Annotated in this window: 23 protein-coding genes; 11 read left to right on the top strand and 12 right to left on the bottom strand. The window is 74.6% G+C overall.

All coding sequences use genetic code 11. From position 1 onward, the window contains the following. Positions 1-116 precede the first annotated feature (116 nt). Positions 117-1424, bottom strand: coding sequence for a hypothetical protein (locus J7W19_RS29815; protein ID WP_004940190.1), 1308 nt, complete (start codon positions 1422-1424; stop codon positions 117-119). Between the two features lie 117 nt (positions 1425-1541). After that, positions 1542-2327 carry a metal-dependent hydrolase gene (locus J7W19_RS29810; protein ID WP_004940193.1) on the bottom strand — a complete coding sequence of 262 codons (786 nt, stop codon included), beginning with the start codon at positions 2325-2327 and terminating at the stop codon, positions 1542-1544. Between the two features lie 133 nt (positions 2328-2460). On the opposite strand from J7W19_RS29810, the gene J7W19_RS29805 reads away from it, so the two are divergent. Then, complete coding sequence (locus J7W19_RS29805) at positions 2461-4974, top strand: DEAD/DEAH box helicase (protein ID WP_004940196.1); 2514 nt, start codon at positions 2461-2463, stop codon at positions 4972-4974. A 195-nt stretch (positions 4975-5169) separates the two neighbouring features. Beyond that, complete coding sequence (locus tag J7W19_RS29800) at positions 5170-5883, top strand: NADPH-dependent F420 reductase (protein ID WP_004940197.1); 714 nt, start codon at positions 5170-5172, stop codon at positions 5881-5883. Here J7W19_RS29800 and J7W19_RS29795 read toward each other — a convergent pair. The 3 genes from J7W19_RS29795 to J7W19_RS29785 form a co-directional block, all read right to left on the bottom strand. After that, complete coding sequence (locus tag J7W19_RS29795) at positions 5867-7177, bottom strand: DUF6397 family protein (protein WP_004940199.1); 1311 nt, start codon at positions 7175-7177, stop codon at positions 5867-5869. The two genes, J7W19_RS29800 and J7W19_RS29795, sit on opposite strands and share 17 nt — an antisense overlap. A 144-nt stretch (positions 7178-7321) precedes the next feature. Next, positions 7322-7783 carry a roadblock/LC7 domain-containing protein gene (locus J7W19_RS29790; RefSeq protein ID WP_004940201.1) on the bottom strand — a complete coding sequence of 154 codons (462 nt, stop codon included), beginning with the start codon at positions 7781-7783 and terminating at the stop codon, positions 7322-7324. Between the two features lie 130 nt (positions 7784-7913). Continuing rightward, positions 7914-8726: an alpha/beta fold hydrolase gene (locus tag J7W19_RS29785; RefSeq protein ID WP_051072480.1), complete on the bottom strand. Its 813-nt coding sequence runs from the start codon at positions 8724-8726 to the stop codon at positions 7914-7916. A gap of 251 nt (positions 8727-8977) precedes the next feature. On the opposite strand from J7W19_RS29785, the gene J7W19_RS29780 reads away from it, so the two are divergent. The 4 genes from J7W19_RS29780 to J7W19_RS29765 all read left to right on the top strand — a co-directional run bounded on the left by J7W19_RS29780 (position 8978) and on the right by J7W19_RS29765 (position 12799). Further along, entirely contained in the window at positions 8978-9271 is a 294-nt protein-coding gene (locus J7W19_RS29780) for a hypothetical protein (RefSeq protein ID WP_040888077.1), read from the top strand. 308 nt (positions 9272-9579) lie between these two features. Then, positions 9580-10461, top strand: coding sequence for an alkaline phosphatase family protein (locus J7W19_RS29775; RefSeq protein ID WP_004940207.1), 882 nt, complete (start codon positions 9580-9582; stop codon positions 10459-10461). 2 nt (positions 10462-10463) lie between these two features. Beyond that, the gene (locus tag J7W19_RS29770) at positions 10464-11774 is read left to right on the top strand and encodes an MFS transporter (RefSeq protein WP_004940208.1); all 1311 of its coding nucleotides are present in this window, start codon (positions 10464-10466) and stop codon (positions 11772-11774) included. Beyond that, positions 11771-12799: a TolB family protein gene (locus J7W19_RS29765; protein ID WP_004940210.1), complete on the top strand. Its 1029-nt coding sequence runs from the start codon at positions 11771-11773 to the stop codon at positions 12797-12799. Before J7W19_RS29770 ends, J7W19_RS29765 begins: the two co-directional genes overlap by 4 nt. A gap of 144 nt (positions 12800-12943) precedes the next feature. Here J7W19_RS29765 and J7W19_RS29760 read toward each other — a convergent pair whose 3' ends face one another. The 3 genes from J7W19_RS29760 to J7W19_RS29750 all read right to left on the bottom strand — a co-directional run bounded on the left by J7W19_RS29760 (position 12944) and on the right by J7W19_RS29750 (position 14348). Continuing rightward, positions 12944-13339 (bottom strand): DUF2267 domain-containing protein, encoded by a 396-nt coding sequence (locus tag J7W19_RS29760; RefSeq protein ID WP_004940212.1) that lies wholly within the window; start codon positions 13337-13339, stop codon positions 12944-12946. Between the two features lie 94 nt (positions 13340-13433). Next, positions 13434-13823 carry a DUF2267 domain-containing protein gene (locus tag J7W19_RS29755; RefSeq protein WP_040888080.1) on the bottom strand — a complete coding sequence of 130 codons (390 nt, stop codon included), beginning with the start codon at positions 13821-13823 and terminating at the stop codon, positions 13434-13436. A gap of 90 nt (positions 13824-13913) precedes the next feature. Beyond that, positions 13914-14348 carry an Hsp20/alpha crystallin family protein gene (locus J7W19_RS29750; RefSeq protein ID WP_004940216.1) on the bottom strand — a complete coding sequence of 145 codons (435 nt, stop codon included), beginning with the start codon at positions 14346-14348 and terminating at the stop codon, positions 13914-13916. Positions 14349-14482: 134 nt separating this feature from the next. Between J7W19_RS29750 and J7W19_RS29745 the strand changes: the two genes are divergently transcribed. Further along, positions 14483-15175 (top strand): hypothetical protein, encoded by a 693-nt coding sequence (locus J7W19_RS29745; protein WP_004940218.1) that lies wholly within the window; start codon positions 14483-14485, stop codon positions 15173-15175. 340 nt (positions 15176-15515) lie between these two features. Here J7W19_RS29745 and J7W19_RS29740 read toward each other — a convergent pair whose 3' ends face one another. Then, positions 15516-15698, bottom strand: coding sequence for a hypothetical protein (locus tag J7W19_RS29740; RefSeq protein WP_004940220.1), 183 nt, complete (start codon positions 15696-15698; stop codon positions 15516-15518). 278 nt (positions 15699-15976) lie between these two features. Between J7W19_RS29740 and J7W19_RS29735 the strand changes: the two genes are divergently transcribed. After that, positions 15977-18787 carry a DEAD/DEAH box helicase gene (locus J7W19_RS29735; protein WP_004940221.1) on the top strand — a complete coding sequence of 937 codons (2811 nt, stop codon included), beginning with the start codon at positions 15977-15979 and terminating at the stop codon, positions 18785-18787. A 123-nt stretch (positions 18788-18910) separates the two neighbouring features. Here J7W19_RS29735 and J7W19_RS29730 read toward each other — a convergent pair whose 3' ends face one another. Beyond that, positions 18911-19342 carry a hypothetical protein gene (locus J7W19_RS29730; protein WP_086025215.1) on the bottom strand — a complete coding sequence of 144 codons (432 nt, stop codon included), beginning with the start codon at positions 19340-19342 and terminating at the stop codon, positions 18911-18913. Positions 19343-19496: 154 nt separating this feature from the next. On the opposite strand from J7W19_RS29730, the gene J7W19_RS29725 reads away from it, so the two are divergent. Next, positions 19497-19991 (top strand): hypothetical protein, encoded by a 495-nt coding sequence (locus J7W19_RS29725; RefSeq protein ID WP_152263671.1) that lies wholly within the window; start codon positions 19497-19499, stop codon positions 19989-19991. Here J7W19_RS29725 and J7W19_RS29720 read toward each other — a convergent pair. Beyond that, a complete protein-coding gene (locus J7W19_RS29720; RefSeq protein ID WP_004940226.1) occupies positions 19939-20823 on the bottom strand; it encodes a phosphatidylinositol-specific phospholipase C/glycerophosphodiester phosphodiesterase family protein in 885 nt (294 codons plus the stop codon). The genes J7W19_RS29725 and J7W19_RS29720 overlap by 53 nt on opposite strands. 229 nt (positions 20824-21052) lie before the next feature. Between J7W19_RS29720 and J7W19_RS29715 the strand changes: the two genes are divergently transcribed. Then, positions 21053-22303 carry a phosphodiester glycosidase family protein gene (locus tag J7W19_RS29715; RefSeq protein WP_233478194.1) on the top strand — a complete coding sequence of 417 codons (1251 nt, stop codon included), beginning with the start codon at positions 21053-21055 and terminating at the stop codon, positions 22301-22303. 86 nt (positions 22304-22389) lie between these two features. On the opposite strand, the gene J7W19_RS29710 is transcribed toward J7W19_RS29715, so the two are convergent. Continuing rightward, positions 22390-22584: a hypothetical protein gene (locus J7W19_RS29710; RefSeq protein WP_004940230.1), complete on the bottom strand. Its 195-nt coding sequence runs from the start codon at positions 22582-22584 to the stop codon at positions 22390-22392. A 210-nt stretch (positions 22585-22794) separates the two neighbouring features. Here J7W19_RS29710 and lysX point away from each other — a divergent pair, with 210 nt between their 5' ends. After that, entirely contained in the window at positions 22795-26160 is a 3366-nt protein-coding gene (lysX, locus tag J7W19_RS29705) for a bifunctional lysylphosphatidylglycerol synthetase/lysine--tRNA ligase LysX (protein WP_078587730.1), read from the top strand. Positions 26161-26163 lie beyond the last annotated feature (3 nt).

Raw genomic sequence — 26163 nt, 5'->3', positions numbered from 1 at the left:
GCCCGCACCCGCCATGAGGTCCATGATCCGCCCTTGGTGGCCGGTCGCAAGGTCCGCGCGGCGGCGGTGCGCCGTCCGGTGCCCGGCTCTCTCGCGGTGCCGGGCTCCGCCCGGGGTCAGGCGCCTCCCGTCATCGGTACGCGGTCGTCGTCGCGGCCGGTCCTCGGGCGGGGCCGGTACGCGGTCGCCCTCGCGAACAGGTCGTTCACGGAGCCGGTGAAGCGGCTGCCCGCCACGAGGCGGCAGCCGATGGTCCAGGCGCCGGGATCGTCGCCGAGCCGGCGGTCGGCCGCCTCCGTGATGCCCCGGGCCAGGCGCCGCGGCCCCCGCTCGTCGTCCTCCGTGATCACGCACTTCATCGGGTGCCACCGTACGATCCCGGGCAGCCCCGCCGCGTCCCGCAGCAGGAGGTCGGCGGGGTGCGCGAGGTCGAGGAGGTCGCCGACGCCGACGCCGGTCTCGCCCGCGTACGACAAGGGCACCGCCAGGGAACGGTCCGGCCGCATCGGCAGGGTGCGCAGCAGGTGCAGGCCCGTGGGGCGGTCGGACAGCAGCCGGGACCACACGAACTGGTCCGCTCCTCGCGTGGCCACCAGGACGCGGAGATCCATCGGGCAGGCGGGGTGGGCCGCGATCTCGGGGGCCTGCTCGCGCAGGAGCGGGCCCTCGGCGTCCGCCGCCCGCCGGACGGCGTCCCAGTCGATCGCGATCCACCGCTCGTCGGGCTCCGGGTCGTCCTCCGCGGCGAAACGGCGGAAGAGGCGGTCGCGGCGGCGCTCGGCGGCCAGGGCCGTGCGCAGCGCCCGTACGCTCCGCTCGCGCAGGGATGCCTCGAAGGCCGGGCGGACCGGGGCGAGGAGCGCCCGGCCGCCCGCTGCCACGGCCTGCTCCAGCAGGTCGTACCGGTCGGCGCGGGCCAGCAGCAGCCCGGCCGCCGCCTGTTCCTCGGCGTCCAGGTGGACGCGGTCGCGTCCGTAGCCCGGCTCGGGCCAGTCGGGCAGGAGGGCGCGCAGCCGCAGCAGCGGGTGGGTGGAGTGGAGGAAGTCGCGGGGGAAGGGGGCGCCGGCGAAGGGCCAGGCGGCCTCGCCGTCGCGCCAGGCGGCCAGGAACGGCGGAAGATCGGCTCCGGCCCCGGCGAAGAACCCCGCGAGGGAACCGGGGCGGAAGCTCGTCGACGCGCGCGCCCACTCCTGGGCGGGGTCGTGCATCAGCCCCTCGAACGACGCGCGGTGCCGCTCGGTCCGCTTCTCCTCCTCGGCCGCCTCCCGGGCGTGCCGGCGTATCGCGCGGCTCTTCTCCCACAACCCCTTGGGGAGCGGGTCGCGGGGGCCGGTGATCAGGCGCAGCCGGGTGGCGACTTCCTTCACCAGGTCGTAGGAGTCCGCGTAGTACAGCAGGGAGGGGATCGGTGCGGCGGCAGGCATGCGGCCACCGTAGGGGGACCGTCCGACAGGGCGTCAAGTTCCGTGCGCGGTGCCGGGCGACGGCCCGGCGGCCGTTCCGCCGGGGCCTCTTCCACCGGGGCCTCTTCCACCGGGGCCTCAGAAGAGGTTCAGCGCGCTGACTCCGCCTATTCCGCCGAGCACCATGAAGAGCGGCATCAGCACCTTGACCTCCACCCGGCTGCCGGCCCGGAACCGCATCGACTTCGGCGGTCCGACCGGGTACCAGCGCTTGCGGGCGATGGGCAGCGGCCAGAGGATCGGGCAGCCGGAGACGGTCAGGGCGTCCCCGATGTCGTGCACGAGGGCGCCCAGCACGATGGGCAGGCCCAGCCAGAGGTAGGGGTGGTCGGTGAAGAGCCAATGGGATCCGTTGCCGGGCCGGTCGAGCACTCCGGCGAGGATCCAGGCGCTGGTGGCCCCGAGCAGCCAGACCAGGACGTCGCTGGAGGTCCGGGCCATCCGCCAGAGCAGCCCCTCGACGGCCAGCACCAGGTGGACGAAGAGGATGCCGAGCACGGCCCAGCGACCGCCCTCCACGGCCAGCAGAGAGGTGCCGACACCGATGAGCACCGCCCAGACCGCGGTATGGGTGAGGGTGCGGTGACCTCCGTTGCGTCGGGGGTCGCCCTTGCCGCGGGTGGCTTTGTAGACGCTGTGGGAGAGGGCGTCGATGACCCCGCAGAGGGCGCGCGATATCGGGCCGAAGGAACGGGATATCGTGGCCGACTTGTGATCGAGGTCCGGGGCGAGGGCGGCTCCGGCACAGATCAGGGCGCCGACGGCGAGCACCGGCCAGGGCATCGGGTGCCCGGCGCCCGCGGCGGCGGCTCCCACCCCCAGCCAGGCCGCGGCCCCGGAGAGCGAGTGCGCCGGTCCCATCATGGTCGTTCCGCCCCTTCACCGCCGGCGCCTTTCCCTTCCTGACGCCGTGTCGGCGACTCAGCGTAATGCCCGGATGATCATCGTTCGACCGGCCGGTTCCCTGATCCGGGCGGGGGCCAGGCAGTATGGGGGTGTGACCCTTATCGATCAGATGCCGAGCCATGCCGACCCCGATGCCCTCTTCGAGGCCTTCTCGACCTGGGCCGAGGAGCGGGGCATCACGCTGTACCCCGCCCAGGAAGAGGCGCTGATCGAGGTGGTCTCCGGGGCGAACGTGATCCTTTCCACACCGACCGGCTCGGGGAAGAGCCTGGTGGCGGCCGGAGCGCACTTCACGGCGCTCGCCAACGACCAGGTGACCTTCTACACCGCGCCGATCAAGGCGCTGGTGTCGGAGAAGTTCTTCGACCTGTGCAAGATCTTCGGTACCGAGAACGTCGGCATGCTCACCGGCGACGCCTCGGTGAACGCCGACGCCCCGGTGATCTGCTGCACGGCCGAGGTGCTGGCCTCCATCGCCCTGCGGGACGGCAAGGACGCCGACATCGGCCAGGTCGTGATGGACGAGTTCCACTTCTACGCGGAGCCGGACCGCGGCTGGGCGTGGCAGATCCCGCTGCTGGAGCTCCCCCAGGCCCAGTTCGTCCTGATGTCGGCGACGCTGGGTGACGTCTCCCGGTTCGAGGAGGACCTGACCCGGCGCACCGGCCGGCCCACCGCGGTGGTGCGCTCGGCGACCCGGCCCGTCCCCCTGTCGTACGAGTACCGCACGACGCCGCTGACGGAGACGCTGACCGAACTCCTCCAGACCCGGCAGGCACCGGTCTACATCGTCCACTTCACGCAGGCGGCGGCCGTCGAACGGGCGCAGGCGCTGATGAGCATCAACATGTGCTCGCGCGAGGAGAAGGACGAGATCGCCAAGCTGATCGGCAATTTCCGGTTCACGACCAAGTTCGGCCGGAACCTGTCCCGGTTCGTCAAGCACGGCATCGGCGTGCACCACGCGGGCATGCTGCCGAAGTACCGGCGGCTGGTGGAGCGGCTGGCGCAGGCCGGGCTGCTGAAGGTGATCTGCGGTACGGACACCCTGGGCGTGGGCGTCAACGTGCCCATCCGCACGGTGCTGTTCACCGCGCTCACCAAGTACGACGGACAGCGGGTGCGCACGCTGCGGGCGCGCGAGTTCCACCAGATCGCGGGCCGCGCCGGGCGGGCCGGCTTCGACACGGCGGGCTTCGTCGTGGCCCAGGCCCCGGACCATGTGATCGAGAACGAGAAGGCACTGGCCAAGGCGGGTGACGACCCGAAGAAGCGCCGCAAGGTGGTCCGCAAGAAGGCCCCGGAGGGCTTCGTCGGCTGGACCGAGAACACCTTCGAGAAGCTGATCGCCTCCGAGCCCGAGCAGCTCACCTCCCGGTTCCGGGTCACGCACGCGATGCTGCTGGCGGTCATCGCCCGGCCGGGCAACGCCTTCGAGGCGATGCGTCGGCTCCTGGAGGACAACCACGAGCCGCGGAAGAACCAGCTCCGGCACATCCGCCGGGCCATCGCCATCTACCGCTCGCTGCTGGACGGCGGTGTGGTGGAGCGGCTCGACGAGCCCGACGCCGAGGGCCGCATCGTCCGGCTGACGGTGGACCTCCAGTCGGACTTCGCCCTCAACCAGCCGCTGTCCACCTTCGCCCTCGCCTCGTTCGAGCTGCTGGACCCGGAGTCGCCGTCCTACGCGCTGGACATGGTCTCGGTCGTGGAGTCGACGCTGGACGACCCGCGGCAGATCCTCGCCGCGCAGCAGAACAAGGCGCGCGGCGAGGCGGTCGCCGAGATGAAGGCCGAGGGCGTCGAGTACGAGGAGCGCATGGAGCGGCTGATGGACGTCAGCTACCCCAAGCCGCTCGAAGAGCTGCTGACGCACGCCTACGACGTCTACCGCAAGAGCCACCCGTGGGTGGGCGACCACCCGCTGTCGCCCAAGTCGGTCATCCGCGACATGTACGAGCGGGCCATGACCTTCACGGAGTTCACCTCCTACTACGACCTGGCCCGCACCGAGGGCATCGTGCTGCGCTACCTGGCGAGCGCGTACAAGGCGCTGGACCACACCGTGCCGGACGACCTGAAGTCGGACGACTTCGAGGACCTGATCGCCTGGCTGGGCGAGATGGTGCGGCAGGTCGACTCCAGCCTGCTGGACGAGTGGGAGCAGCTCGCCAACCCGGAGGAGGAGACGGCCGAGGAGGCCCAGGACCGCGCCGACCAGGTCAAGCCGGTCACGGCCAACGCCCGCGCCTTCCGGGTGCTGGTCCGCAACGCCCTGTTCCGCCGCGTCGAGCTGGCCGCGCTCGACCGGGTCGGCGAACTCGGCGAGATGGACGCCGAGTCCGGCTGGGACGAGGAGCGCTGGGGCGCCGCGATGGACGCCTACTGGGACGAGTACGACGAACTGGGCACCGGCCCCGACGCGCGCGGCCCCAAGCTGCTGCGTATCGAGGAGAAGCCGGAGGACGGCCTCTGGCGCGTCCGCCAGACCTTCGCCGATCCGAACGGCGACCACGACTGGGGCATCTCGGCCGAGGTGGACCTGGCGGCGTCGGACGAGGAGGGCCGCGCGGTGATCCGCGTCATGGACGTGGGCCAGCTCTGACACCCGCCGCCCCCGCTGCCCGGATGCCGGCCTGAGAGGGGCCGGATCCGGGCGTCGGTGGCGCGCCCGGGCAGGGGGCGGGCGATCGCGCCGCTCGCGATGATCTTTACTCCGCTTGCCGCGAAGGACATCCACTGTCCTACTTCCTTCCTACCGTGGGAATCACCCAAAGGAACAAAACGGGAGGATTCCCCAGTGGAGATCGCTGTTCTGGGTACCGGTGGCGGTGCCCGGGCCCATATCGCCCGGCTCGCCGGGCTCGGGCACGACGTGCACGTCGGCACGCGCGACCCGGAGGCCACGCTCGCCCGCACGGAGCCCGACATGATGGGCAACCCGCCGTTCGGCACCTGGCTCGCCGTCCACCCGGGCGTCGAGCTGCACACCTTCGCGGAGGCCGCCGCGCGGGCACCCGATCTGGTCGTCAACGGCATCGACGGCCGCAACGCGGTCGCCGCCCTGTCCGCCGCCGAGAAGCAACTGGCGGGGAAGACGCTCGCCGACTACGCCGTCCCGTACCTCTACAACCCCGACGTCGAACACCCATGGCCCACGCCTTGGGGCACGATGCCGAGACTCGACCCGTGCGACACCGACAGCCTCGCCGAGCGGATCCAGCGCGCCCTGCCGCGGACGAAGGTCGTCAAGGCGTTCGTCACGCAGGAGCAGGACACCGTCGTCGACCCGCGGGCCGTCAACGGGGGTGACCACACCATGTTCGTCGCGGGGGACCACGCCGACGCGAAGGCGGCCGTCATCGACCTGCTGCGGGCCTATGGCTGGACCGACATCCTCGACCTGGGCCCGCTGGTCTCCGCCCGCGGCATGGAGATGTACGCCCATATGCATTCCGCCATCGGCTTCGCCCTCGGCTTCGGCGCCCCCTTCGGCATCAAGGTCGTCCGCTGATCCGGTCGGACGGAAGCTTCCTCCACGTGCCCGCGTCCACGGGGTGCCGTCGGCGCCCCGGCACGGTGCGCGGCCACCCGGCGGAACGCTCCCGGCGGCCCACCGCGCCCGGCCGTCCGCCTCGTGCGAGGAGCCGGTCGAGAGCCCGCCGTACAGCGCGCAGGCCACCGGGAGCGGGCGGTTGAGCGGGGGCGCCGACGCCCAGCGCGTCGCGTTCCGCCGACAGGTCACCTGGATCGCTCGGGGGCGGGGGTGGATCCGAGGCCGCGCCGCCGGCCGCCGAGGACACGGTCGCCCGTTGCCCTGCGACCGCGCCCGGCTCGCCCGCCGTCGGCGGCCGATCTCCCGCAGCGGCACCGATGGTGTCCCTGTCCGCCTCCTCCGTGCTCAGGGGCAGGCCCGATGACGGCACCGGCGGACGGGCCCCGCCACCTACTGCCGTCACCACCCCGCCTTCGGCGCCTCCCGCCCCGGCACCCTCCGGCCCGGGCGGCGTCCCGCTTCCCCGGGCCACGGCGGTCAACGCCGCCACGCGCGCCTGGTAGTGCGCGACCTCGTCGGACCCGTCGGCGAACACCAGCCCCTCCACCGCCGCGCGTCCGGCGGGGGCCGACGGTCGTGCGGAGGTCAGCGCCGGGCGGAGGGCGCCGATCCAGGCGCGTTCGGCCGGGTCGGGGACGGCGGGGACCAGTTGGGCCGGAGCGAGGACGGCCGCGGCGGCCGCCGCCCGCTGCCAGGGGTCCCCGGCCTGGGTCTCCAGCTGTTCCACGCGCAGAGCGCGCCAGCGCGTGCCCCGCCGGTCCGTGCCGTCGTCCGATGCCGCGCGGAGGTCGGCCGGGAGTCTGCCCGTCAGCAGGTCCGGCCTGCGTTCGGCGAACTCGACGACGTCCGACGCGAGGTACTGCCAGACGACCGCCCCATAGCGGTTGATCCAGAACCGCACCGGGACGAGGAGGCCGCCCCGGGCCAGCCGGACGAAGCGGGCCGGCGCGACGCCCGCCAGCTCGGCGCCCTCCTTCATGCCGACCGTCCGCAGCCGCGCCCGCAGGGTGTCGGGAAACCCTTCGGCCGACCGGTGCCGCTCGATGTCCTCCCCACGGATCCGCCGCGGCCCCATCAGCCCCATCGGCCCCGTCGACCCCGCCGTACGCTCCGGCCCGGACGTGACCGTCCGCACCTGGCCCATCTGCACGGCAAGATCCAACTCGCCGATCTTCAAGCCCAGTTCCCGCGCCGCGCGCCCGAAGGGGACGCCGCTCTCCGTCGCGCTTCCGGCCCCGTACCGATCCGCCATGACACTCTCCCGCCACTCGTCGACTACTCTCAGTGACAACTGTAGAGGAGGGGTCGGACAACGCCTCAGGCGTCGCTCCCGTCACGGCATCGCGCTCTCACGCCAGGTCGGCACACCGGCCGTACCACCCGGCCCGCACCCCCGTCACCCTGGCCGGTCGCAGCGCTCCCCCGGGTCCTGCCACGGGTCGCCCGGACCGTGCTGCGAACCCGGCCCCTCGGATGTCACACCCGGCTCCGCGGCCCGCGCCGCCACCCGTTCGGCCAGCACGGTCATCTCGTAGGCGATGTCCCCGACGTCCGCCGCCGCACTGCCCAGCACACACAGGCAGTTCTCGTCCCCGGCGGCCGTCACGAAGAGGACGCCGCCATCGAACTCGATCATGGTCTGCCGCACCCGGCCCGCCCGGAACTGCCGGCCGGTGCCCTGGGCCAGGCTGTGCAACCCCGAGGCGACGGCGGCCAGATGCTCGGCGTCCTCCCTGGTCAGCCCTTCGCTGGCGCCCGTCACCAGGCCGTCGTTGGACAGCACCAGGGCATGCCGTATGCCCTCGGTCCGCCGCGTCAGGTCGTCGAGTATCGCTTCGAACCCCTTGCCGAGCCCCATGCGCCGCCTCCCGCTCCGCCTTCCCCGGCAGTGTCGTGCAAGCCTCGCTCACCCGTCGACGGTCGGCAAGCACGCGATCCCGGGCGGACCCTGGCGACCGGAGGCCGCGTCCGCGCGGCCGGAGCGGCGGTCAGCGGCCCGCGCGGGCGCCATCGGCAATCCGGACGCCCTCCTCGCCTCCATCCTCCGGAGCCCCGGCGACCGCCGCCGCGAAGGCGTCCGGATTGTCGAACATCATCACGTGACCGGCCCCCGGAACGGTCCGGACCACCACACCGGCCGCCTCCAGCCCCTCCCGCCCCGCGAGTTCACCACTCAACTCCCCCTGCAGATATGTCCGTGGGATCCGCAGACCCATCAGCATCCTCCGCATCGTCGGCCGTGTGCCGCGCACCAGCCAGGTGGCGCTGCGGTGCAGCGCCGTCGGGTCGGCCAGACGCATCGTCGCCGCCCACGCGCCCCCGACCCGGTCCAGCGTCTCCTCGAAACCGCCGCCCCGCACAAACGTTTCCTCGGTGTAGCGCGCTATGCCACTGCTCCCCGCGGTCACGGGCGGGTCCGGGTCGAGGTTGGCCTCGGCGAGGACGAGTCGGGAGACGAGGCCGGGCCGGCGGTGCGCGAGGACGACGGCGACCGCTCCGCCCATGCTGTGCGCGACGAGTTCGGCACCGCCGGCCCCCGCCGCGTCGAGGACGGCCCCGAGCGCGTCGGCGTGCTCCTCCAGGGTGTAGCCGAAGTCGGCGGGCCGGTCGCTCGTCCCGTGGCCGGGCAGGTCGACGAAGAGGGAGCGCCGGCCGCCGAGGGCCGGGTGCGCGGCGATGTGGGCGTGGTACACGGCGGAGGCGGCGCCGAGCCCGTGGACGTAGACCACCGGCGCACCCTCGCCCCGCGCCTCCGTCCACCGGATCCGCGCCCCGCCGGCGGTGAACTCCGTCTCCCGCATCGCCATCACTGTCCCCTTCCCCTGGGTCGCCCGAGGCCACCGTTCGGTGGCGACGACCGAGAGGATAGATCGATTCGACATATCTCGCATCCGCCTTATTCCCTGCGAGCGAGACGGAAGGACGACGGCCGGCCCGCGCGTGCGCGCCGCCGCGACGGACCCTCCTCCCCTGCCCACGGGTTCAACACCCCGTGAACCGGGCACACTTGCACAACCGCAGGAAGAGCCGCTCATGGGGGCAGGTGATCCGCGTGCTCGAAAGGTTTCGCAGGCACATACGGCCGGCAGGACGGGACGGGAACGCGCCCGCGCGGCGCCCACCGGACCGGCAGCACAACCTGTTCGAGGCCGCGGCCGTCTACGTAGCGGCCTGCGCCGAGAACGATCCCGACCGGAGCGCCGAGGCCGCGCGCTGGGTCTCCCCGGAGGCGCTCAGCTTCGGGGTGAACGAGCTCGCCTGCCGCGCCCTCGTCGCGCTCGCGCGGGAGCGCGGCACGTCGCCGCAGCATGTCGCGCGGAGCCTGCTCGGCCTCCCGGCCGCCTGATCCCCGGTACCCGGCGGCCCACCGGCGATCCATCGGCGACCCGCCCCGTCGGCCCGGACAGCGCCTGACAGCCGAAGGCGGGCCTCGGCCCGGCAGCCCCGCCGGAGCCCCGCCGGACCGTGCCACCGCGCGGCCCGCACGTCGTCCACCCCCACCCGGTCCACCCCCACCCCGGCGACCGTTCCCCGGAGCGTCACCGCGAAGTCGTGTTCATGCCACGGCGCGGCTCTACGCTGCCGACGCACCCCGCTTCCGTACCACCGCACCACGTCACCGCAGCGCCCCACACCCCCACACCGGAGGCTCCCGTGCCCCTCGCCGCGCTCCCCCGCAGACGTCACCTCGGTGCCCTCGCCGCCGCCCTCGGGCTGGCCGCCGGGTCCCTCGGCCTCTGGTCGGCCAACTCCTCCGCGTCCACCGCGGCGGCGGTCCCGACGCCGGACCACGTCGTGGTCGTGGTGTTCGAGAACCACGCGTACGACCAGGTCATCGGCTCCTCCTCCGCCCCCTACCTCAACTCCCTGGCCACGGGCGGCGCCAGTCTCACCGCGTCCTACGCCGAGACCCACCCCAGCCAGCCCAACTACTACGCCCTCTTCTCCGGGGACACCCAGGGCGTCACCGACGACAGCTGCGTGGACATCGGCTTCAGCGACGCGCCCAACCTGGCCACCGAACTGGCCGACAAGGGCAGGACCTGGGCCAGCTACAACGAGTCCCTGCCCGCCGAGGGCTCCACCACCTGTTCGAGCGGCCGGTACCGGCAGAAGCACAACCCGTGGTTCGGCTTCGGCAACGTGCCCACCAGCACGGCGCACACCTTCGACGCCTTCCCGACGGACTACACCAAGCTGCCGACGGTGTCCTTCGTGGTCCCGAACATGTGCAGCGACATGCACGACTGCTCGGTGTCCACCGGTGACACCTGGCTGAAGAAGAACCTCAAGGGCTACGCGGACTGGGCGAAGACCCACAACAGCCTGCTGCTGGTCACCTTCGACGAGGACAACCGGCTGAGCGGCAACCGGATCCCGACCGTCCTCTACGGCCAGCCGGTCAAGGCCGGTTCCACGTCCGCGACCACGTACAACCACTACGACGTGCTGCGCACGATCGAGGACATGTACGGAACCGCGCACGCCGGGAACGCGGCGAGCGGCCAGGACATCACCGGCGTCTGGAACAGCTGACCGTGTACCTCGCGGACAGCCGTACGTCCCCGGCGAGCCCCGCGTCCGCCGTCCCGGCCGACCGCCCCGGCCGGCCGGGGCGGCGGTACGCGGCCGTTCCCGGCACGGTGCTCGTCCTGGGGACCGTCAGCCTGATCACCGACGTCTCCTCGGAGATGGTCACCGCCGTCCTGCCGCTCTACCTCGTGGCCGGTCTTGGGCTCTCCCCGCTCGGCTTCGGTCTCCTGGACGGCGTCTACAACGGGGTCAGCGCCCTCGTCCGGCTCCTCGGCGGCGGGCTCGCCGACCGCGGCGCGGGGCCCAAGGCCGTGGCCGCCGCCGGCTACGGCCTGTCGGCGCTCTGCAAGCCCCTGCTGCTCGCGGTCCACACCGTGCCGCTGATCGGCGCGGTCCTGGCCGCCGACCGCACGGGCAAGGGGCTGCGCACGGCGCCGCGCGACGCCATGATCTCGCTGGCCTGCCAACCGGCCGAGCGGGGGCGGGCGTTCGGGGCGCACCGGGCGATGGACACGGCCGGCGCGCTGCTCGGCCCGGTGGCGGCGTTCCTCATCCTCCGGGTCGCGGCCGGTGGTTACGACGCGGTGTTCACCGTGAGCGGGTGCGTGGCGGCGCTCGGGGTACTCGTCCTGCTCCTGTTCGTCCCCGGACGCTCCGGTACGCCGGAGCGGGCGTCCGACCATGCGGCGCGGAGGGCGCCACGCGCGCCGGTGCGCGCGCTGCTGCAACGGTCCGCGGTCCGCCGACTTGCCCTGTGCGCGGCGCTGTTGGGGCTGACAACGGTCAGCGACTCGTTCCTCTATCTGACGCTGCAACGCCGACTGGACCTGTCGGAGTCCTGGTTCCCGCTGCTGCCGCTGGGCACGGCGGCGTCCTTCCTGCTGCTGGCGGTGCCGGTCGGCATCCTGGCCGACCGGTTCGGCCGCCGGCTGTGCTTCCTGTGCGGTCATCTGGCACTGCTGGGGGCGTACGTGCTGCTGGTCACGCCGCTCGGGGACTCCTCCGCGCTCGCCGGAGTGGTGCTCCTGCTGCACGGCTCCTTCTACGCGGCCACGGACGGCGTCCTCGCCGCGGCGACGGCCGACGCCGTGCCCGAGGCGGTGCGCGGCAGCGGCCTGGCCGTGGTGCAGACCGGCCAGGCGGGGGCCCGGTTCGTCTGCTCGATCGCGTTCGGCGCGGCCTGGACCGCCTGGGGCGACCGTACGGCGCTGGGCCTGGCGGCCGTCGGGCTGGCCGTGTCGGCGCTGGCGAGCGCGGGCCTGCTGCGGCCCGGCGCGCCGGGCGACGCCGACGGGGCGAGGGGGACGGTCCGGTGAGGCGCGCGCACCGGATCGTCGTACTGCTCGTCGCGGTCCTCGTCCTGGGCGGTGTGGCCCTCGGCGCGACCCTGCACGCGGCGGACCGCGCGGCGGAGAAGGACCGCGTCCAGGCCGGCGGCCCGGAGGTGCGCTCCGGCGACGTGGTGCTCGGGACACCGGGCCGCGCGGTCTTCCGCAACATGGCCTGGGGGCCGCACCGGGACGAACTCACCTCCGTGCCGGAGGCGGACCCGTCCGGTCCGCGCACCGCCTCGGGCGTGCGGTGCCTGCGGTTCCACTCCGACGCGGGCACCGGCGTCTGCCTCCAGGCGGTGCACGGAGCTCTCCGGGACGGCTACCGCGCCGTCGTCCTGGACGCGCACCTGCGGGAGCTCCGGCGGTACGCGCTGGCGGGCATCCCGAGCCGGGCCCGGGTGGCGCCCGGCGGGCGGGTCGTGGCGTGGACGGTCTTCGTCAGCGGCGACTCGTACGCCGGCGGCTCCTTCTCCACCCGCACGTCGATCCTGGACCTCCGGTCGGGAAGGCTGGACCGCAGTCTGGAGACGTACCGCTTCTTCCTGGACGGCAAGGAGCACCGGGCGGCCGACCTCAACGTCTGGGGCGTCACCTTCGCCGACGACGACCACTTCTACGCCACGGTCGCCACCGGCGGCCGGACCCACCTCGTCCGGGGCGACCGCGCCGCCGGCACCCTGCGCGCGCTGCACACCAACGTGGAGTGCCCGTCGCTCTCCCCCGACGGCACCCGCGTCGCCTACAAGAAGCGTGTCGCGGGTGCGTCGTCGGACGCACCCTGGCGGCTGTACGTACTCGATCTGCGCACCCTGCGGGAGACCGCGACGGCGGAGCGGCGGAACATCGACGATCAGGCCGTCTGGCGGGACGGGCACACCCTCGTGTACTCCCTGCCGGGCGACTACGGCTCCGACCTGTGGACGGTGCCGGCCGACGGGTCGGGACGGCCGCGGACGCTGATGGAGGCGGCCCTGGCTCCGGCGTTCACGCCGGTGCGGCGGGGGTGACGCCGACGAGGGCGCGCCGGTCCGGCGGCTCCGAGGCGGCGACGCCCGGGCGGTAGGGCTCGGGCGGCGACGCCCAGGCCGCAGCGCTCAGGCGGCAGCGCTCCAAGCCGCGGCCCTCAGGCGGCAGCGCCCGGACGGCAACGCTCAAGCCGCGGGCGCCAGTTCGACGCGGCCGAAAAGGAGGGCGTAGCCCCGGGGCAGCTGGGCGAGGATCCGGCCCGTGAGCTCCTCCCCGGCCGTCTGGGCGAGTTCGGTGAGGACGGTGCCGGTGGCCCACCGGGCGGACGGCGGGGCGGTGTCCAGGGCGGTGGCGACGGCCTCGACGAACTGGGGGGCGGTCAGCGGCTGGGTGAGCGGGATGCTGCCCGCCAGGACCGCACCGGCCTCGGGGGGCAGGAGCGCCGTCAGTTCACAGCGTTCCTCACCGGTGACGTGTCCACCCAGGACGGCCAGGACGGCCCGCAGGACGTCCTCCGCCTCCCCGTCGGTGGTGTACCGGCCCGCGGCGCGTATCCGCCGCACGAGGTCGTGCCAGGTCATGCGTTCCGATTCCTTCCAGTTCACGGTCCTGTTCACGGTCCTGTTCGGGGTCGGGGCTCGGGCGGGGGCGGCGCCGGGCGGGGCGGCCGGGTGGTCACGCCTCCCCGGGGCGGCCGAAGAGGAGGTCGTAGCCCGGCGGGAGCTGTAGCAGGATCCGCCGCATCAGGTCGGCGTCGACGGCCTCGGCCACCACGCTGAGCACGGCGCCCGTGTCCCACAGGGCCGTCTCCTCGGTCGCCCCCTCGATCCAGGCCGCCGCCGCGCGGACGAACCGTTCCGCGCTCAGCGGCTCGGCGGCCGGCAGTGGATTGAGGAGGATCAGGGCGTAGGTCTCGGGCAGCCGCGCGGCCAGCCTGTTCCGTTCCTCCCCCACGAGGTGCGCGCCGAGCAGCGCGAGGACGACCCGGGCCGCCCGGTCCGCCTCCTGCCGCGACGCGTACGCGCCCCGTTCCCGGACCGCCTCCAGGAACGCGTCGTTCCTCATGTGCGTCACCGCCGCCTCCTCGGGTGCGCGCGCCCGGCGGGCGGGCGGGTCGGGCCCCGCCCGCCGCGCGCTGTACGCGGTGCTTCCGGTTCAGCCGCTGATCTGCTTGGGCTGCTCCCCGCCGGAGATGGTGATCTTGCGGGGCTTGGCGCGCTCGGCGATCGGGATGCGCAGGGTCAGCACCCCCGCCTCGTAGTCGGCCTTGATGTGCTCGGTGTCGAGGGTGTCGGCGAGCATCACCTGGCGGGAGAAGACGCCCAGCGGCCGCTCGGAGAGCTCCATCTGCACGGAGTCCGCCTTCACGGCGGGCCGCCGCTCGGCCTTGACGGTCAGCATGTTCCGCTCGACGTCGATGTCGATGGCGTCCGTGGAGACACCCGGGAGGTCCAGCGCGATGACGTACTCGTCGCCCTCGCGGTAGGCGTCCATCGGCATCGGGGACGGCCTCGACCACGTACCGGTCGTCCCCAGGAGCTGCTGGGTGAGCCGGTCGAGCTCGCGGAACGGGTCGGTGCGCATCAACATCGGGAAACACCTCCACTGGTTCGGGCACTTGCCAATGCGCTTCACCTGTTCCTGTTGTAGCATGTCATCGGAACGATGACAACCCAGATGTCGTCGAAAGGGTGACATCCGAGAGGGAGACCGAGGGAGACCCAGTGTCCGAACCAGCCGACCGCCCCGAAGCGTCCCCGGCCCCCGGGCCGGCCTCACTCCTGGCCGCCGCCGCGGCCCTCAGCACCATCGACCGGGCCGTGCGCGGCGCCGGTACGGCGGCGCGGGAGGACGGGGGCGCGGACGATCCGAGCGCCGGGGCGACCCGTGTCGAACAGGCCCTGGCCACACTTCTGCTGCTGCGCGAGGTACGCCACCAGCTCGCCGAGTGGGAACCCGGCCTCATCGAGGCGGCCCGGGAGGCGGGCGCCAGCTGGGCCGAACTCGCCCGCCCGCTGGGCGTGACCAGCCGCCAGGCGGCCGAGCGCCGTTACCTGCGGCTCCGCCCCGACGTCACGGGCGCCACCGGCGAGGAGCGGGTGAAGGCCACCCGCGACCGCCGCGCGGCCGAGCGCAGCGTCATCGCCTGGGCCCGCGACAACGCGGCCGACCTGCGGCGGCTCGCGGGTCAGATCACGTCCCTGCCCGGCCTTCCCGCCGAGGCGGCGGCCCCTATCGGCCATCTGTCCCGTGCCCTGGCCCAGGACGACGCGGCCCACCTCGTCGGCCCTCTGGCCGACACCCGTCCGCATCTGCGCGCGGACCACCCGGAGCTCGCCGCGCGCGTGGACGAGGTCACCCGGCACACGGACCGGCTGCGTCAGGACAGCGACGTGCGCCGGCAGCAGGCGGGCTGACGGACCACTGGGCAGGGCCGCCGCCGAACGGGACCGCTGAACGCGACCACTGAAACGGGCTGGGAGCGCACCGACGACGGCCGGCGCCCGCAGGGCAGCACGCGCGCCACCACCCGGCACCCGGGAGACTCGGCAGACCGGACAGCCGGCGAAGCAGACCGGACAGCCGGCGAACCGGGGAGCATCCGACGGACCTGCGGACCGGCAGGCCCTCGGACCGGCACACCAACGGACCCCGCAGGCCGACGGACCGGCAACCCGCGAACGAGCAGCCCGGCAACCCGGCAACCCGGCGACCCGGCGACCCGGCGACCCGGCGACCCGGCGACCCGGCCGGGATCTAACGCCCCAGTTCCTTCCGCGACACCCGGCGCAGCCGCCTGCGCTGCGCGGGGTCGAGCAGGAGGTACGCGCCGACGGGCACGCCCACCATCACCAGCACCGCCAACCAGAAGGGCAGCACCAGCAGGAGGAGCGCTCCCACCGCCACACCACCGGCGGCGACCTTCGCCCTGCGGCTCATCTCCGTGCCTCCTCGCGCTCGACTCGGGCTCCACGCGTGCCCGACGCCTGCTCGACGGGCGCTCGACCCGTGCTCGGCTCGCGTCGCGCTCCGACCGGGCCCCACGCCCGGACAACGCCCGGCGTCCGCACCCGGTTCCCGCCTCCAGTGTGCCCCCGCGGCGGTGATCGGGCGCCCTCGCCGACCGTCCCGGCCGCCCGCCCTGTACCCTCGGCGGCCCCCGGCCGCACCACCGCCGCCCGCCCCGCACCACACCGCCCCGAGGAACGCACCGCCCCGTGACCTTTCCCCCCACCCCGACCGCCGTCGAGGCCGCCCTGCTCGCCCGCTGCTCCGCCGCCTTCCTGCCGGCCGAGCCGCCCGGCGCGGGCCGCGTGGCCTTCTGGCGACCGGACGGTACGGCTCCCGACGCGCGCGGCCCCGTGGAGGAGGTGACGGTCGGTTCCGGCGCGGCCCCGACGGAGGTGAGCGCCCTGGTCCTGCCCGTACGCGCCGCCCTGCCCGCCCTCACCCGCGCCCGCGCGTCGGGCGCCGGCGAGACCGCCGCCTTCTGGGGAACCGCCGCCGTTCTGGCCCTGCAACTGGCCGCGCGCGGAAGGCTGTTCCCGGGGGCGGGCGACGCCGCGCCCCTCGCCCCCGAGGACCTCCGACGCGTCGGCGAACTGGCCGCCACCATGCCGCCCGCGGCGGGCCCGCACCCCTCACCCGCTCCGGAGCGGCTGGTCCTCGCCTTCCTCGACGCCGTAGCCGACGGCCTCCCCCGCTCCCCCGCCGCCGTACCCGCACCACGGCACCGGCCGGCCCCCGGCCCCGCGGCCCCGGAACCCCCGCCGCAGACCGCCCCCACGGCCGTCCGGCTCTCCCTCCGCGTCGAGGCCCACGGCCTGACGGCGACCGGCGACCACGACACCGGACCCCGTCTCCGGGCCGTCGTCCAGGTGCACGACCTCGCCGACCCGGCGCTGGTCGCCGACGCCGCAGAGGTGTGGTCAGGCACCTCTCCGGCCGCGTCCCTCCACGGCCCGGGCGTCCGGGCCGGCGTCCGGCTCGCCCTGCGCCGCGCCGCCCGCGCCTGGCCCGTCCTGGAGCGGCTGTTGCCGGCAGCCGCCCCGGACGCGCTCGAGCTGACCGACGCGGAGACCGTCGAGCTGCTCGGCCCCGCCGCCACGGCCCTGGACGCGACCGGCGTCGAGGTGCACTGGCCGCGCGAGTTGGCCCGTACCCTCACGGCGCACGCCGTCGTCGGTCCGCCGGAGGGCGACGACGGGCCGGCGCGCCCGGACCGCCGCCCGTCCGGGCCGCCCGCCTTCTCCGCCGCCTCGCTGATGGAGTTCCGCTGGGGGCACGCCCTCGGCGGGACGGAGCTGAGCCGCGCCGACCTCGACCGGCTCGCCGAGGCGCGCCGCCCGGTGGTACGGCTGCGGGACAGGTGGGTGCTGGTCGACCCGGCCGCCGTCCGCCGCGCCCGGGAGCGGCGCCCCCGCCCGGTCGCCCCGGTCGAGGCCCTGGGCATCGCCCTCACCGGCCGGGCCGCCACCGGAACGGGCCGCGACGAGACGGTGGCGGCCCGCCCGACCGGCCGGCTGGCCGGCCTCCGGGACCTGATCGCCGACCCCGGTGCCGCCCGGGAGCCGGTGCCCCACCCCGCCGGCCTCGCCGCCACCCTGCGCGACCACCAGCTCCACGGCCTCGCCTGGCTGGACCGCATGACCTCGCTCGGGCTCGGCTGCTGCCTGGCCGACGACATGGGGCTCGGCAAGACCGTCACCCTCATCGCCCTGCACCTGCGCCGCCGCACCCGGCCGGACGCGGCGGGCCCGGCGCTCGTCGTCTGCCCCGCCTCCGTCCTGGGCACCTGGCAGCGGGAGATCGAGCGCTTCGCCCCCGGCGTTCCCGTCCGCCGCTTCCACGGCACGTCCCGCTCCCTGACCGGTCTGTCGGCCGACGAGTTCGTCCTCACGACCTATGGCACGATGCGGCGCGCCGCCGACGACCTCAAGGACACCGAGTGGGGCCTGGTGGTCGCCGACGAGGCCCAGCATGTCAAGAATCCGCACTCCGCCACCGCCCGTCGGCTGCGCGCGATCCCCGGGCGGGCCCGTGTCGCGCTCACCGGCACCCCCGTGGAGAACGACCTCACCGAGCTCTGGGCCATCCTCGACTGGACGACGCCCGGCCTCCTCGGCCCGCTGGACGCGTTCCGCCGCCGCCACGCCCGGGCCGTCGAGTCCGGCACCGACCCGGACGCGGCCCGCCGCCTCGCCGCGCTCGTCCGCCCGTTCCTGCTGCGCCGCCGTAAGTCCGACCCGGGCATCGCGCCCGAGCTCCCGCCCAAGGCGGAGACCGACCGCGTCGCCGCGCTCACGGCCGAACAGGCCGGACTCTACGAGGCGGTGGTGCGCGAACGGCTCGCCGAGATCACGGAGGCCGACGGGCCCCGGCGGCGCGGGCTGGTCGTCGGACTCCTGACGAGCCTGAAGCAGATCTGCAACCACCCGGCCCAGTACCTCAAGGAGGACGCAGCGGACGCAGCGCCGCGCCTCGCGGGCCGCTCGGGCAAGCTGGAGCTGCTGGACGGGCTGCTCGACACCGCCCTCGCCGAGGACGCGAGCGTGCTCGTCTTCACCCAGTACGTACGGATGGCCCGGCTCCTCGAACGGCATCTCGCCGACCGCGGCGTGCCCGCGCGCCTCCTGCACGGCGGCACTCCCGTGGCCGGCCGGGAGGAGCTGGTCCGGCGCTTCCAGGGCGGTGAACTGCCGGTCCTCCTGCTGTCGTTGCGAGCCGCCGGCACGGGCCTGAACCTCACCCGCGCCGAGCACGTCGTGCACTTCGACCGCTGGTGGAACCCCGCCGTCGAGGCCCAGGCCACCGACCGCGCCCACCGCATCGGGCAGACCCGGCCCGTACGCGTGCACCGGCTGGTCACCGAGGGCACCGTCGAGGACCGGATCGCGGAACTGCTGCGCCGCAAACAGGCGCTGGCCGACGCGGTGCTGACGGCCGGGGACGACGCGGCGACCCCGCTGACGGAACTGACCGACGCCGAACTGGCCGAGCTGGTGACCCTCCGGTCGCCATGCCCCTGACGGCCCCTGAGGCTCCTTGACGCTCCCTCCTCTGACGCCTCCGCCCCGCAGGTGACCGGTCGGCGAGCCTGCCCACCCATCCCGGCACGTCACCCCCGGGCCGTGCCCTCCCGTTCCACCCGCTCAGCGCGTCCCCACCGCCGACACCCCGCCGGGCAGCCCGGTCGGCAGGGCCGTCGGAAGCGCGGTCGGGAACCGTGGGAGCCGGGTCGGCAGTTCCGTGGGAAAGCCCGACGGCAGCAGGTGGGACGGGAGGGACGTGGGGAGCCCGCTGGGGAGGGCGGTCGGCAGGCCGCCGGGCGGGGAGGGAGTCGCGCGGGCCGTCCGGGTGGCGTCCGGTGCGGGGCGGTCGCGGTCGTCCTTCGAGACCAGCGCGACCGCGAGGCCGACGCCGCCCACCAGCAGCCCGACGAGCACCCCGCCGACGAGCCACCGTCGGCGTCGGCCGCCGCCGCCTTCACCATCCCCGGACGGCGGTGGCGGCCAGCCCGGGGGCGCGGGGCCGAACGCACCGGGAGGCGGGCGGTCGCGGGGTGGCTGGGGCGGGGTGGCCATGCGTCCAGCGTCCTCCCCCAGGCGCCACCGCCACCCGGGGCCGACAGGACCGTCACACGGTCCGCGCGGGAGCATGACATTCCGTCAGCCGCGGCGCCGCGGGCCCGCGTGGCGGAGCCCGGCGTACCGACGATGCGACCGTACGATTTTCCGGATGACGGTCGATATGCACCAGAATGTCACCGCGGCGAAGGCGCGGGCCGCCTGCCTCCTGCTGGCCTTCCGGCACGGCAACCAGCGCGCCTTCGACGACGGCCTGCCCGGCGACATGGCGGCGGACGAGGCCCGGTACCTCGTCGCGGCCCTCGTCTGGATCGCCAACGAGGCGGTCCGCAAGGTGTACCGGCCCGGCGTCGCCGACCGGGTGCTGCGGCACCTCGCCGGCCGGTCGCCGGACGAGCCCGGCTGGGTCCGGACGGACGAGGAGGCGGCTCCCGATGTCGCGTTGCTGCTGGAATCGGTGTGGCGGGAGGACCCGGACGCGGTCCGGGAACTGGTCCGGTCCACGCCCGACACCACCTTCCTGCTCGGCAAGCTCCTCCACGCCGTGTCCCTGCTGCTGCCCCGGGTGCCGGAGGACGCGTTCCGCCGGGTGCTCAGCGAGCTGCGCGGAGGAACGCCTCCAGACCTGCCAGATCGTCCGTGTTGAGGTGGTCGACACCGGCCGCCAGCAGCTCCCGCCACACCGCTTCCCGCGCCGGACCGGGCAGGTCGGGCGTCGCCCAGAACCGCACCCGCCGGTGCTCGGCGTGCGCCCGCCGGACGATCCGCCGCAGCGCCGCGCGTTCCCCGGCGGGCATCGGCCCCACGCCCTGCCAGCGGAAGTTCTGCCCCCAGTTGTCGCTGACGAGCGGGAGGAACGAGGCGGGTGCCGCGGTACCGAGGTCCGTCAACCGCCCGTCGTAGAAGGCGAACCGCACCCGTTCCGCCTCCATCGGCCCGCGGGCCGCGCGGTCGCCGGAGACCACGGCCGTCACCGCGCCCGGTCTGACCCGGCCGTCCGCGCAGCCGGTGAGGATCTCCCGGTAGCGGCGCAGTTCCCGCGACAGGACGCGGTACGTGGCGTCGCCCGCGGACTTGATGTCGATCAGCAGTTGCAGCGAGCTGCCGTAACCCCGGTACACATGCCCGCCGTTGGCGCGGACGCGGCGCAGCAGCGGGTCGAGGTAGAGCGCGGCGAGGGTGCGCCGCGGGTCGAGACCGGCGGGGTCGTGGGCGACGAGGAGCTGGTCGCCGACGAGCCAGATGTCGGCCTCGACGCTGCCGAAGCCGTGGGAGAGGGCGTCGGTGAGCGGGTGCGGGTGCTCGTAGTCGTTGTGGGCGTGCGCGCGGCGCAGGGGCGGCGGGGTGTGCCGGCCGCGCGCGGTGCCGGCGAGGGCGGGCGGGGCGACGGTGCCCGCCAGGGCGGCGCCCAGGGTGACGACGACGGCGCGGCGGGTGTGGCGCGACGGCCCGGGGCGGTCGGAGACGGACGGGGTCACGGTCCCTCCAGGGGAGCGGGTGTTCGGGGGACGCGCACGCTCTTCGCGTGCGCGATACGCCTGTGCTGCGCGTGTTGCTGTCAGTGAAGTATCGGTGCCCGAAGGGCTGTTCGGCAGGGACGTGCCGAGAGTTGCCGGGTTCGACGCCGGTGCTTTCGCCGCCGTTCTTCCGGGGCAGGGATAGGGCCCCTTGTGGTGTGGTGCAGTCGACGGGTCTTCAGGGGTGACGGTGAGTAGACGCGGATACCGCGTGCGCGCGGTGCTGACGGGACTGGTGGCGTGGGCGTCCCTGGTCGCGGGGTCCTGCGGGGCCACCGCGTGGGCCGGGCCGGACGCCGGGAGCGGTGCGCCGGACGCCCTGTCGCTGGGCGCTCCGGCGGCGGTGGCGCCCGGGGTGGGCTACCGGGAGTTCTCGCTGAAGGGCGGTCACGGGCCCGCGCACGGGCATCTGCTGACCGTGGATCTGCGGGAGAAGCGGGTCTCCGTGGACCTGCTGTACCCGGGCGTGGTCGGGGCGCGGGAGAGCGTCTCCCGGCTGGCGGACCGGCGGGGCGCGGTCGGCGGGGTGAACGGGGACTTCTTCAACATCGCGGAGGAGCAGCATCCGGGGGTCGAGGCGACCGGCGCCCCGGTGGGTCCCGCCGTCGCCGGCGGCCGGGCGCTGAAGTCCGCGGTCCCGGACGGCCAGCGCTTCGGCCCGGCGATGCCGCGCGGCGTCACCACCGAGGACGTCCTCGCGGTGGGCACCGACCGGGTGGCGCGCCTGGACCGGCTGCGGTTCGAGGGGGTGGTCCGGTCCGGGGACGACGAGCTGGAGCTGAGCGGCTTCAACCAGTACGCGCTGCCGGTCGGCGGTGTCGGGGCGTACACCCCGGACTGGGGTGCGGCGTCCCGGCTGCGTGCCACCTGCGGTACAGACACCGACCGCGGCGCGCCGTGCAGCCGGACGACGCTGGAGGTCACGGTCCGCGACGGCCGGGTGGCGGCGGTGTCGCGCCGGCCCGGCAAGGGGGCGATCCCCCGGGGTTCCGTGGTGCTGCTGGGCCGGGACGGCGGGGCCCGGGACCTGAGCCGGCTGGAGGTCGGCGACCGGGTGGAGGTGTCGAAGCGGCTGCGCTCGCGGGAGGGGGCGGTGAGCTTCGCGCTGGGCGGCTTCCCGATCCTGCGGGACGGCCGCGCGCTCGGCGGGCTGGACGCCGCGACGGCCGCGGTGCGCACCGCGGCGGGGGTGGCCGACCACGGCCGGCGCCTCTACCTGCTGGCGCTGGACGGCCGGGCCGAGTACCGCGCCGGGCTGACCCTGGCCGAGCTGGCGGCGGCCATGCGGAAGCTGGGCGCGGTCGACGCGTTCAACCTGGACGGCGGCGGGTCGAGCACGCTGGTCACCCGGGGCTCCGGGGGGCGCGCGGCGGTGCGCAACCACCCGTCGGGCGGCGCGGAGCGGGCGGTGCCCAACGGGATCGGGGTCTTCGTCAAGTAGACCCGGGCAGCGGCGAGGCGCCGTCCGGAGCGGACGGCGCCTCGGTACCGCGGTGCCGCGTCGATGCGACGCTGTCCCGCCCCGGGTCAGGGCCGCACGCTGGCGACCAGATCGGCGGTCGCCGTGATGCCGTGCGAGATCGTCGGGGCGATGCTGGTGCTCGCCAGCATGAACCCCAGCAGGACGCAGACCAGCGCGTGGGAGGCCCGCAGGCCCCCGTTGCGCAGGAACACCACGGCCAGAATCACGAGAAGCAGGATCACGGAGATGGAAACGGCCATGGTTGCCTCCTCGGCGGAGCTTCGGTCGTTCGCAAGTCTCGCGTATCGCGCCAAGTGCCCCGGCATGGCACATGTCCTCCCTTCGGGTGACAAACTACCGATCGGGTCAGTGGGCGGGCCGAGCCACGCCACGGGACGGGTGACGTCCCGTGTCTACGTTCCAGGGGTGTTCGACGGGCGTGCGGCTCCGGGCCTGCCTAGGCTGACGGAATGAGCCGCACAGGCCGGGAGCGCGGGCGCACCGCGGTGGAGCAGGGGACCACGCACGACACCGGCGGCCGGGGCACCGAGGAGGCCGGACCGGCCCCCGGCCGCCCGCTGCGCCGGGTGCCGGGCGGCTTCGCCCTCTTCTTCGGCCTGCTCGGCGTGTTCTGCGCGCTCACCTCGCTGATCCCCCCGCTGCGGCGCGCGGCGCACCCGCTGACGAACGCCCTGGACACGCTCACCGTGCCCACGGCGCCCAACCTGGCGTACGCGGTCTTCCTGCTGCTGCTCGCCACCGCGACGGCCGCCCGCAAACGGCCGGCGCTCTGGTTCGTCCTCGCCTACCTGACGCTGCTGGTGCTGGCGGACGCGCTGCTGCTCGCCGTCGGCTACTGGGACACGATCCCGTCGCTGGTCCTGTCCCTGGCCGCGATGGTCCTGCTGGTCCTGGCGCGCCGCGAGTTCTACGCGCAGGTGCGCCGGGGCGCGTTCGCCCGGGCGCTGCTGGTGCTGGTGGCCGGTCTCGCGGCGGGCACGCTGGTGGGCTGGGGGCTGGTGGAGCTGTTCCCCGGCACGCTGGAGCGCGGCGGCGGGAACCGGCTGCTGTTCGTGGCCAACAAGGTGTGCGGCGGGCTGGTCAGCGGCCGGCACTTCACCGGGCACCCGCCGCACCCGGTGTACTTCCTGCTCGGCCTGTTCGGCGCGCTGGCGCTGCTCAACGCGACGATGACGCTGTTCCGTTCGCAGCGGCTGGAGGCCGCGCTGCACGGCGACGAGGAGCCGCGCATCCGCGCCCTGCTCGCCCGGTACGGCGGCCGGGACTCACTCGGCTACTTCGCGACGCGCCGGGACAAGGCCGTCGTCTTCTCCCCCAGCGGCAAGGCCGCCGTCACCTACCGGGTGGAGGCGGGCGTCTGCCTGGCCTCCGGCGACCCGCTGGGCGACCCGGAGGCGTGGACCCCGGCCATCGACGCCTGGCTGGAGCTGGCCGGGCGGTACGGGTGGCAGCCGGCGGTGATGGGCGCCGGGGAGGAGGGCGCCCGCGCGTACGCCCGCTCGGGCCTGGGCGCGCTCCAGCTCGGCGACGAGGCGATCCTCCAGGTGGCCTCGTTCGACCTGGAGGGCCGCGAGATGCGGGTGACCCGGCAGGCCGTCAACCGGGTGGAGCGCACCGGCGCGTCCGTCCGGATCCGGCGGCACGCCGAACTCTCCGACGAGGAGATGCGCGAGGTCATCCGGCGCGCCGACGCCTGGCGGGACACCGAGACCGAGCGCGGCTTCTCGATGGCCCTGGGGCGGCTGGGCGACCCGGCCGACGGGGACTGCCTGCTGGTCGAGGCGTTCGACAGCGAGGGACGGATGATCGCCCTGCTGTCCTTCGTGCCCTGGGGGCGGGACGGGGTCTCCCTCGACGTGATGCGGCGCGACCGGGCGGCGCCCAACGGCGTCATGGAGTTCATGGTGGCGCGGCTGTGCGCGCAGGCCGGCCGGTTCGGGATCAAGCGGATCTCCCTCAACTTCGCCGTGTTCCGCTCGGCGTTCGAGGAGGGCGCCCGGATCGGCGCGGGCCCGGTGCTGCGGCTGTGGCGCAAGCTGCTGCTGTTCTTCTCCAAGTGGTGGCAGCTCGAAGCGCTCTACCGGTCGAACGTGAAGTACAACCCCGAGTGGCACCCGCGCTTCCTCTGCTACGCGGACGCCGGCGCCCTCGCCCGGATCGGGCTGGCCTCGGGCATCGCCGAGGGCTTCGTCTCCGTGCCCAGCCTGGGCAAGCTGTGGGGCCGGGGGCGGGCGCGGGGCATCGCCCGCCCGGCGTCGACGGCCGGTCTGCCGCCGCTGTCCGAACTGGGCCTCGGCCCGGAGGCCGGCGGCGACCTGGTCAGGGACGAGCTGGAGCGGCTGCCCGAGCAGGTGCGGGTGCGCCGCCGCAAGCTGGAGCGGCTCCGCAGGGAGGGCATCGACCCGTACCCGCCGGACGCCCACCGGACGCACACGGCCGGCGCCGTCCGCGCGGCGCACGCGGGGCTCGCGCCCGGGGCGCGCACCGGGGAGCGGGCGGCCGTGGCGGGCCGGGTGCTGCTGCTGCGCCACCACGGCGGGATCGCCTTCGCCGTGCTGCGCGACTGGTCCGGCGACCTCCAGCTCACCATCACCCGGGACGGCTCGGGTCCCGAGCTGCTGCGCCGCTTCGCCCGGCTCGACCTCGGCGACCACATCGAGGCGGAGGGCGAGATCGGCACCACCGACCGCGGCGAGCTCACCCTCTTCGTCACCCGGGCCCGGCTGATCGCCAAGTGCCTGCGCCCCCTGCCGGACAAGCGGCGCGGCCTCAGCGACCCCGAGGCCCGGGTGCGGATGCGCTACGTGGACCTCGCCGTCTCGCCGGACGCCCGGCGGACGGTACGGGCGCGGAGCGCGGCCGTGCAGGCGCTGCGCGCGGGGCTGCTGGAGCGGGGCTACCTGGAGGTGGAGACGCCCGTGCTCCAGCAGGTGCACGGCGGCGCGAACGCCCGCCCGTTCACCACCCACATCAACGCCTACGACCTCGATATGTACCTGCGCATCGCCCCCGAGCTGTACCTGAAGCGGCTGTGCGTGGGCGGCCTGGAGAAGGTCTTCGAGCTGGGCCGCATCTTCCGCAACGAAGGCGTCTCCTACAAGCACAACCCCGAGTTCACCATGCTGGAGGCGTACCAGGCGTTCGCCGACTACGACGTGATGCTCGACCTGACGCGGGAGCTGATCCAGGGTGCGGCGGTCGCGGCGCACGGCGCGGCGGTGGCCGTGCGCACGGAGGCGTCCGGGAAGACCGTCGAGCACGACATCTCCGGGGTGTGGCCGGTGCGGACGGTGTACGGCGCGCTCTCGGAGGCGCTCGGCGAGGAGGTGTCGGCGGACACCCCGGAGGCGGAGCTGCGGCGGCACTGCGCGGCGGCGAGGGTGCCGGTCCGGCCGGAACAGGGGCGCGGGGACGTCGTCCTGGAGATGTACGAGCGGCTGGTCGAGGAGCGGACGACGCTGCCGGTGTTCTACAAGGACTTCCCCACCGACGTCTCGCCCCTCACCCGCCCGCACCGCGCGGACCCGCGGCTCGCCGAGCGCTGGGACCTGGTCGCGTTCGGCACCGAACTCGGCACCGCATACTCGGAGTTGACGGACCCGGTCGAGCAGCGCAACCGGCTGACCGCGCAGTCGCTGCTGGCGGCGGGCGGCGACCCGGAGGCGATGGAGCTCGACGAGGACTTCCTGCGCGCCCTGGAGTACGCGATGCCGCCGACGGGCGGGCTGGGGATCGGGGTGGACCGGCTGGTGATGTTCCTGACGGGCCTGTCGATCCGGGAGACGCTGCCGTTCCCGCTGGTGCGGCACCGGTGAGGG

The sequence above is a fragment of the Streptomyces mobaraensis NBRC 13819 = DSM 40847 genome, assembly GCF_017916255.1.
In the GTDB taxonomy this organism is placed as follows: Bacteria; Actinomycetota; Actinomycetes; order Streptomycetales; family Streptomycetaceae; genus Streptomyces; species Streptomyces mobaraensis.
The sequence above is the reverse complement of the archived record's forward strand: the minus strand, read 5'-3'. Positions and strand labels throughout refer to the sequence as shown.

Coding starts and splice junctions, on each gene's coding strand:
- J7W19_RS29785 (WP_051072480.1), bottom strand. CDS start 8,726: ATGCGGGAGACGGAGTTCACCGCCGGCGGGGCGCGGATCCGGTGGACG.
- J7W19_RS29730 (WP_086025215.1), bottom strand. CDS start 19,342: ATGGCCACCCCGCCCCAGCCACCCCGCGACCGCCCGCCTCCCGGTGCG.
- J7W19_RS29725 (WP_152263671.1), top strand. CDS start 19,497: ATGACGGTCGATATGCACCAGAATGTCACCGCGGCGAAGGCGCGGGCC.
- J7W19_RS29795 (WP_004940199.1), bottom strand. CDS start 7,177: ATGGCGGATCGGTACGGGGCCGGAAGCGCGACGGAGAGCGGCGTCCCC.
- J7W19_RS29760 (WP_004940212.1), bottom strand. CDS start 13,339: ATGACCTGGCACGACCTCGTGCGGCGGATACGCGCCGCGGGCCGGTAC.
- J7W19_RS29810 (WP_004940193.1), bottom strand. CDS start 2,327: ATGATGGGACCGGCGCACTCGCTCTCCGGGGCCGCGGCCTGGCTGGGG.
- J7W19_RS29790 (WP_004940201.1), bottom strand. CDS start 7,783: ATGGGGCTCGGCAAGGGGTTCGAAGCGATACTCGACGACCTGACGCGG.
- J7W19_RS29740 (WP_004940220.1), bottom strand. CDS start 15,698: ATGAGCCGCAGGGCGAAGGTCGCCGCCGGTGGTGTGGCGGTGGGAGCG.
- J7W19_RS29750 (WP_004940216.1), bottom strand. CDS start 14,348: ATGTTGATGCGCACCGACCCGTTCCGCGAGCTCGACCGGCTCACCCAG.
- J7W19_RS29755 (WP_040888080.1), bottom strand. CDS start 13,823: ATGAGGAACGACGCGTTCCTGGAGGCGGTCCGGGAACGGGGCGCGTAC.
- lysX (WP_078587730.1), top strand. CDS start 22,795: ATGAGCCGCACAGGCCGGGAGCGCGGGCGCACCGCGGTGGAGCAGGGG.
- J7W19_RS29815 (WP_004940190.1), bottom strand. CDS start 1,424: ATGCCTGCCGCCGCACCGATCCCCTCCCTGCTGTACTACGCGGACTCC.
- J7W19_RS29710 (WP_004940230.1), bottom strand. CDS start 22,584: ATGGCCGTTTCCATCTCCGTGATCCTGCTTCTCGTGATTCTGGCCGTG.